The sequence below is a fragment of the Acetobacter estunensis genome, from assembly GCF_011516945.1.
In the GTDB taxonomy this organism is placed as follows: Bacteria; Pseudomonadota; Alphaproteobacteria; order Acetobacterales; family Acetobacteraceae; genus Acetobacter; species Acetobacter estunensis.
Genome location: NZ_WOTH01000035.1, coordinates 20,008 through 27,101, shown reverse-complemented (window position 1 = coordinate 27,101; position 7,094 = coordinate 20,008). Strand labels below are relative to the sequence as shown.

Annotated in this window: 8 protein-coding genes; 7 read left to right on the top strand and 1 reads right to left on the bottom strand. The window is 58.6% G+C overall.

Annotated features, from left to right (window positions below; translation table 11 throughout):
* Positions 1 to 418: 418 nt before the first annotated feature.
* The gene (locus GOB87_RS13215) at positions 419 to 1,351 is read right to left on the bottom strand and encodes an aminotransferase-like domain-containing protein (protein ID WP_166317727.1); all 933 of its coding nucleotides are present in this window, start codon (positions 1,349 to 1,351) and stop codon (positions 419 to 421) included.
* Between the two features lie 69 nt (positions 1,352 to 1,420).
* Between GOB87_RS13215 and GOB87_RS13210 the strand changes: the two genes are divergently transcribed.
* The 7 genes from GOB87_RS13210 (at position 1,421) to GOB87_RS13185 (ending at position 6,790) form a co-directional block, all read left to right on the top strand.
* Positions 1,421 to 2,053 (top strand): FMN-binding negative transcriptional regulator, encoded by a 633-nt coding sequence (locus tag GOB87_RS13210; RefSeq protein WP_166317724.1) that lies wholly within the window; start codon positions 1,421 to 1,423, stop codon positions 2,051 to 2,053.
* Between the two features lie 53 nt (positions 2,054 to 2,106).
* Positions 2,107 to 2,679, top strand: a complete 573-nt coding sequence (locus GOB87_RS13205) for a TetR/AcrR family transcriptional regulator (protein ID WP_166317721.1) — start codon at positions 2,107 to 2,109, stop codon at positions 2,677 to 2,679.
* A gap of 89 nt (positions 2,680 to 2,768) precedes the next feature.
* On the top strand, positions 2,769 to 3,509 hold the full coding sequence (locus GOB87_RS13200) for an SDR family NAD(P)-dependent oxidoreductase (RefSeq protein ID WP_166317718.1): 741 nt from the start codon (positions 2,769 to 2,771) through the stop codon (positions 3,507 to 3,509).
* Between the two features lie 41 nt (positions 3,510 to 3,550).
* Positions 3,551 to 3,919, top strand: coding sequence for a nuclear transport factor 2 family protein (locus GOB87_RS13195; RefSeq protein ID WP_166317715.1), 369 nt, complete (start codon positions 3,551 to 3,553; stop codon positions 3,917 to 3,919).
* A gap of 80 nt (positions 3,920 to 3,999) precedes the next feature.
* Complete coding sequence (locus GOB87_RS16635) at positions 4,000 to 4,611, top strand: alcohol dehydrogenase catalytic domain-containing protein (RefSeq protein WP_198911721.1); 612 nt, start codon at positions 4,000 to 4,002, stop codon at positions 4,609 to 4,611.
* Positions 4,565 to 4,966: a zinc-binding dehydrogenase gene (locus tag GOB87_RS16630; protein ID WP_264806446.1), complete on the top strand. Its 402-nt coding sequence runs from the start codon at positions 4,565 to 4,567 to the stop codon at positions 4,964 to 4,966. Before GOB87_RS16635 ends, GOB87_RS16630 begins: the two co-directional genes overlap by 47 nt.
* A 633-nt stretch (positions 4,967 to 5,599) precedes the next feature.
* Positions 5,600 to 6,790, top strand: coding sequence for a phospholipase D-like domain-containing protein (locus tag GOB87_RS13185; protein ID WP_166317712.1), 1,191 nt, complete (start codon positions 5,600 to 5,602; stop codon positions 6,788 to 6,790).
* The last annotated feature ends 304 nt before the right edge of the window (positions 6,791 to 7,094 follow it).

The following is a 7,094-nucleotide window of genomic DNA, read 5'->3' as shown; positions in this document are numbered from 1 at the left end:
ACTCGTCGCTCTCGCATACAACTGCAAAAGAATGGCACGGCTTCAGGCGGCATAAGCCGGGTCAGCCTCGGCCTTATAACCCTCAAAATGACCAACCCGACAGGCTGCTAAGTCATATCTCTTTCAGGACTTCAGAGTAGATACTTGCATTTCGTTTCTTATGTGACGGTAGGTATTTACGCCGAATAATAACAAGCAAAATAATGTATAAATGGAAAAAGCAACAAGAAATATCATTGGACTTAGACGATAAATCCTACTAAAAAGCAGATAAAATAAGGGAAGAGTGCCAATTAGGGAACCCAAATATATAGCCTTCTTCACTTTTCTCTCCTTACCCCAATCGCACTTCTATCCTGCAACCTTACAATATCGAAAAGCATATGGTTATGTCAGCTAACCGTAGACTCGCGGAAATTCAATAATGACTGACATGACGGCGATACTCGCCGTCATAATTGTCTTCCACCACATAGGCTCCAGTCGCGCTGCCCCATGCGAGCAACTGCCGGCGTCGGGAAACCGGCATAACGCCGCCGAGGGGAAACTGGTGGGAAGGCGTCACATAGGCCAGACGTGCGTTCGTGTGGGCCAGAAGGCCCGTATCAAGGCCGTCTTCGCGGGCGGAAACGGCAACCGGCACCGCCCCGGTCGCCGCGAATGCCTGCCGGGCCAGCTGGTAGCAGGGATTTTCCACGACAAACCTGTCCGCAGGATCAAGCAGGATGCGCGCGCACAGATCAAGACGCTGTTGCGAGCCGCTGACGATGATGATTTGTTCCGCGTCGCAGCGGATGCCGCGCGCACGCCACAGATAGCCCTGCAGCGCCGTGCGCAGCCTTAGCGAGCCTTCCGGACGGCCATAAGTCAGCCGGTCTGGCCGATGCGATGCGGCGGCCGAGAGCGCGCGCTTCCACAACAGGATCGGGAAATCCGCCGTGGACAGGTCGCCATAGCGGAAGTCGATGACCGGCTCCCGACCGACTGCCGCAGGGGTGGCCCAGTCCGCCAGCATTTTCATCCGTTCGCCATAGGCGGAAAGCCGATGCCGGGACCGGAGACGTATGCTCCCCGCACCTTCAGCCGGAACCGGCAGAAGCGGCGCAACCCGCGTCGGCGCGCCCTGACGGCTCTCAAGGAAGCCCTCGGCCAGAAGCTGCTCGTAGGCCGATGTCACGGTTGAACGTGCCACCCCCAGTTCGGTCGCAAGCGCGCGGGTAGAAGGCATGGCCGCACCGGGCTGATACAGCCCCTCCCCGATCTGCGCCTTCAGCGCCTCATAGATCCGCCGCCCGCCCAGCCGCCTTGTCCGGGATGGTTTCGGATCGGCATTATCGGACTGGACTGTCATTATTTATCGGAACTGGACGTTAAGAATGGTCCAGTCTTGCGCGCCCTCCCAAAACCCCAGGGATAATCCATGCACATTCCAGCTGCTTTTCGAGAAGACGACCCTACTACGCTGCGTGCGATTATCCGCAACGCCCGCCTGGCGCAGTTTATCACCGCGACGGCCACGGGGCCGATCGCAACACCGCTACCGATGTTAATTGACCCGGACGAGGGCGAATTGGGAGTGCTTTACGGGCATCTCGCCAAGCCCAACCCGCAATGGCAGAAACCCGTGCTGGGCGAGGCGCTGGCAATCTTTATGGGCGCGGACGCCTATGTCAGCGCTGGCTGGTATCCTTCAAAGCAGGTCAACCACAAGGTCGTTCCGACCTGGGATTACGAAGCCGTGCAGGCATTCGGTCTGGTAGAGTTCTTCAGCGATACGAGCCGCCTGCTCGATGTCGTCACGCGCCTGACAGACCGGCACGAAGCGCACCAGAAGGCGCCGTGGCATGTCACGGATGCGCCGGATTCCTTTATTCAGGGACAACTCAAGGGCATCGTCGGGCTGCGCATGCCGATCACCCGGCTGGTGGGCAAGCGCAAGATGAGCCAGAACCGCTCGGCCGAGGATCGGGCGGGCGTCGCCCGTGGGCTGGCAGAAAGCAGTGATCCGCTGGATCGTGCAGTTGCCGGCATGATTCCGCTGGATGACAAATAAGATTGCGCTTCCTGTTCTTGACATATCGTTCCAGAACACCGATATGTCAGGGCATGGCAAGACCCAAGGCATTTGACCGAGATGCGGCCCTGGCCGCAGCAACGAAGACCTTCGCGACCTACGGGTTCGAAGGAACGTCGACCGCATTACTCGTCAAAAGCATGGGGATCGGCCGTCAAAGCCTGTACGACACTTTCGGGGATAAGCATGCGCTGTATCTTGAAGCGCTGCAGCACTACTGCTTCGACAGTGTCGGACAGCTCGCGGCAGCACTCCAGTCGGCCGGTTCTCCTCTGGCCAGAATTGAAGCCGCCCTGCTGGGGTTCGCGGCCCGCATTCAGGATGACACCATGTGTCTTGGCGTAGGCTCAATATGTGAATTTGGCCGACGTGACCGGGAAGTGGCCGCCATTGGCAAATCATCGGCCACGAGCCTGCAGAACATTTTTGCCGCAACGATCCAGCGCGGCAAGGATCTTGGCGAAATCCCGCCGGAGATCGACCCGAAGGATGCCGCACGGTTCATCAATGCAACGTTCATCGGGCTGAAAGTCATGGCACGCGGGGGCGCAACACACGACGACCTGCGCGCCACCGTACAGATGGCCCTGCGCTGTCTTGGCTAGGCGAAAGCCCCCCTTTTTTGCTCTTTATTTGACTGGTCGTTCCAGAAAGATGAGCGAACAGTCAGCAGATCGACCAGGAGTTTCCACCAATGAGCCTTTCACTGACCGGAAAAGTTGCTTTTGTTACCGGCGGATCGCGCGGGATCGGCGCTGCCATTGTCCGACGCCTCGCGGCAGACGGCGCAGCCGTCGCCTTCACTTATGCCGCCTCAGCCGATGAAGCCAACAGGGTTGCATCCGAAGTTGTAGCAAGCGGGGGCAAGGCTCTCGCCATCAAGGCGGACAACACCAGTGCCGATGAAATCAAGGCTGCCGTCTCCCGCACGGTCGTGGAACTGGGCGGCCTCGATATTCTGGTGAACAACGCCGGCATCGTGCTCGGCGGCCCGGTGGACGAATTCGCACTCGATACCTTCGACAGGATGTTCGCCGTCAATGTGCGCGGCGCGTTTGTCGCGATTCAGGCAGCCGCCCCGCACATGAAGGAAGGCGGCCGGATCATCAACAACAGCAGCGTGGTCGCGCATTATACCGCATTCCCCGGCTCCTTCGCCTACGCGATGACCAAGGGGGCCGTCAGCTCCATGACGCGCGCCATTGCCCGCGATCTCGGGCCGCGCGGAATCACGATCAACGCGATCGAGCCCGGCCCGACCGAAACCGACAACATCAGGAACGACGCGATGCGTGACATGCTGCGTCCCCGCATGGCGCTCGGCCGCCTGGGGTCGGATACGGAAGTCGCGAGCTTCGTGGCCTATCTCGCCAGCCCTGAATCCAGCTTCATCACGGGCTCCCTGCTGACGATCGACGGCGGTTACTCCGCCTGATCCCGGCCGACTGGAACCATACCCAGCAAAGGACAGTCCAGATGTCAGATACAGGAGAAACAGTCCGGCAGTTCGTCGCATCTTTTGAGCAGAGGGATGCGGACCTGCTTGGGATATTTTTTGACGACGCAATCGTGTTTTCCAACCACGGCGACCCCGAAGTGCGCGGCAAAGAGAACGTCGTGCAGGTCTGGAAGCGGGTCTTCGAGACATTCGCGCAGGTGCGTTTCGAGACAATCCATCAGGCCGTCAACGGCGCGATCGTGCTGGCCGAACAGATCCATCACCTGGCCCTGCCCGGTCGTGAATCCGCCACCACCCCCAACATGGCGACCTATGAGGTCCGCAATGGCCGGATCGTGCTCTGGCATGATTACACAGCGACGGCAAGTCCGCCCGCGCAGCCCTGAACGCCACGAAGCCGCTTGCGGCGTCGCAATCGTGACCTGACTCATATCCCTTTTGACTAACCATTCCAAGGAAGACTGACATGCACGCTATCGTCATGCGCGAACCCGGTGGCCCCGACGTTCTCGAACTGGTCGAAAGGCCCGACCCGGTGCCAGGTCCCGGCGAGGTTCTGGTCGATGTGGCCGCAGCCGGCGTAAACTTCATGGATACCGGCGTCCGGCGCGGGATGTTCTGGACGGAAGCCGATCCGAAGATCCTCGGCGTCGAGGGCGCGGGCCGCGTCCTGTCCGTCGGCGAAGGTGTCGAGGATTTCCGGCCGGGCGAGCGCGTGGCCTGGGTCTATTCTCCCGGAAGCTATGCCAGTCGCGCCATCGTTCCGGCGGCGGCCCTTGTGCCTGTTCCCGATGCGATTGACGACCGGACAGCCGCATCCGTCATGATGCAGGGTCTGACGGCCAGCCATTTCGCGACCGATTTCTATCCGATCCATCCGGATGAATTTGCTCTGGTCCACGCGGCGGCTGGCGGGGTTGGCCTGCTGCTGACACAGATCATCAAGATCCGGGGCGGCAAGGTCATCGGCCGGGTGTCCTCGCAGGAAGAAGGTCGAGATCGCACGTCAGGCCGGTGCCGATCATATCATCGTGGATGCTGGCGGCAATTTTGCCGAAGAAGTCGTGCGTCTGGCTGACGGCGAAGGCGTGCATGTCGCCTATGACGGCACAGGTCCCGTGACGTGGAAGGCGTCGCTCGATGCCCTGCGCCGGTCCGGCACGCTGTGCTGGTTCGGCCCGGTGCTCGGCGGCCCCGGCCCGATCGAGATCACCAGCATCCCGAAGAGCATCAAGATCGGCTATGCGGTCTTCATGGATCACGTCCATACGCCGGACCTGCTGCGCGCCCATTCGGCGCAACTCTTCAACTGGATCACTGAAGGCAAGATGAAGATCCACATCGGCGGCACCTACCCGCTGGCCGACGCCGCCCGCGCCCATGCCGACATGGAAAGCCGCAAAACGACCGGCAAGCTCCTGCTGATTCCATAAAAAGCAGGATCATTCAGGGATACGAATTAGCCCATTCCTGAATGAGTATCCCGATTCTTCACGTTATAGAATCCGTGATAGGAACTAAGAAAATACGAAATAAAATTGTCGAATCCATCTCCGCTTCAGCGCGCTAAAACAAAGCATTGGGCGACCGAGATGAGGGCGTAAGCGGACCCACACGTAGATAAAACTGTGATCGTGCTTTGTAACGTAATTAAGGGCTTTTTTCGCATCAATAAGGGACATTCGCATAATTAAGGGTTTTCGACACCGCCATCAAAATGCAGCGTCGTATAGCGCGCCGAGAGTGGTCGAAGCGTAGAAACAACGTCGCACTGCTCTGGGCGACCGATAAGCTCCGAAGCGACGAGCGCGAGAGGACTTTGGCGCTCTGGGCCGCGAAGGGAAAGCAGACGTTTGAGGAGGAGCGCGTCAGCACAAATCTCGCCGCCGCGCAGGACTAGCACGGCGGGGCGTGACTGATGGCGGGCGGTAAAGAGACCCCACACATCGTAGCGCCGCTCGCCATGATGCGGCCATTCCTAGATAGCGACCCACATTGTTGAGGTGCATCACTTTGATGTAACGTCATGCATGGCGCAAAGTGAAGCGCACATAGGTAATCGGAATATGAAGACGGACCACTACGACCTCACATGGAATGACGAGAATAGCGAACATTCCGCGGCACTCGCCCGCCTGTTCGAGAATGCCAAGCACGTGGATGTCGCAGTGGCGTTCGCCAAGATGTCAGGCTGGGAGCATATTAAGGACCACCTGCTGCACCATCTCGAACAGGGCGGTTCGGCACGATTCATCGTCGGGTTGGACTTCTATCAGTCAGAGCCGACGCTATTGAAGTTGTTGCTCAAGCTATCACGGAAGCACTCGCTGTCGGTCTTTGTCGGAGACAAACTCGACGGTGTTTTTCATCCGAAAGTCTATCGGTTCGAATATGTTAACAAGTCTGTTTCTATGCTCATCGGCTCGGCGAACTGGACGAATGGCGGCATGGCGGATAACTACGAATGCTCAGTCCTGTTGCGCCTGAATAGCGAGACCAAAATTCGGACCCGTCTAGACGCGCTATGCAAGGACAAACTCGTTAGCGCGCTCAACCCCGGCATCCTCCGCGACTACTCGCGGAGATACGATATCGCCAGGGCCACTCGGGCTACCGAACAACGGCGACTGAAGCGCCTGCGCACCGCAGAGCCCACAACATTCGCAGTGCTGCGTGAATTACTGCGCGAATTCCGCCTCGATAAGTCCGAGCGAGGATTCGACGCACAAGTGCGCAATCGCGCTGAAGCGGTCAAGCGCGCGAGCAAAATTATGAAACTCATCGCTACGTCAAGGCCAACCGGAGAGGGGTTTGATGACCAGCTCCGTAAGCTGGACGCTAGCTTTCACTCGGCGATCGTTCCCATTTTCATGAAGGCCATCGCGGGCGAGCCGGCCGCCTTTGCGGAGCTGTGTACGAGAGCATTGGCATCAGGCGAACTCAGCCCGGAACAGGCATTCGAGAAAGTCAGAGAAGTGAGCATCCGGGGCGTGGGGCCGAACTGGCGCACGGAGATGCTCCATAGCGTCGATCCATCGAAATTCGCGGTCCTGAACCGAAATAGCTCAGCGGGAATGCGGCTGGCAGGTCCTGAATTTCCCGAACGCCCCTCTAACAGCAATATCACGCCTCAAACATACGCACAATTTTGCTTGGACGCTCGGCGCGTCGCCGCGGAACTTGGTCTAAGAAACCTAAGTGAATTGGACGCGGTGTTTAACGAGGCTTACTGGCAGGATATGGACGACGAAGACTGAACAGCTTAACATAGCTTAGTCTTTATATTCCCACTCGCATCCGTGATCGCGAATGAGATTCTTCGGACGACGCTCCGCGTTCCGGCGGATGTGCCTAGCCCGCGACATCGGCAGGGATTTCTGTGGCTCGATATGCGTGATGGGAATCTCGAAGATCCGGGGGTAGCAAGACGTCACCGTGGTAGGGCTATGGCGAAAACGTAGTGCTCATCGCTATCGGGTATGGCCCGCTATCAAGCTGTAGCCGTAGTATAGCGTGCCGAAGATAGCGGGATCGTAGATCGGCGTTTCTATGCCGTCTGCT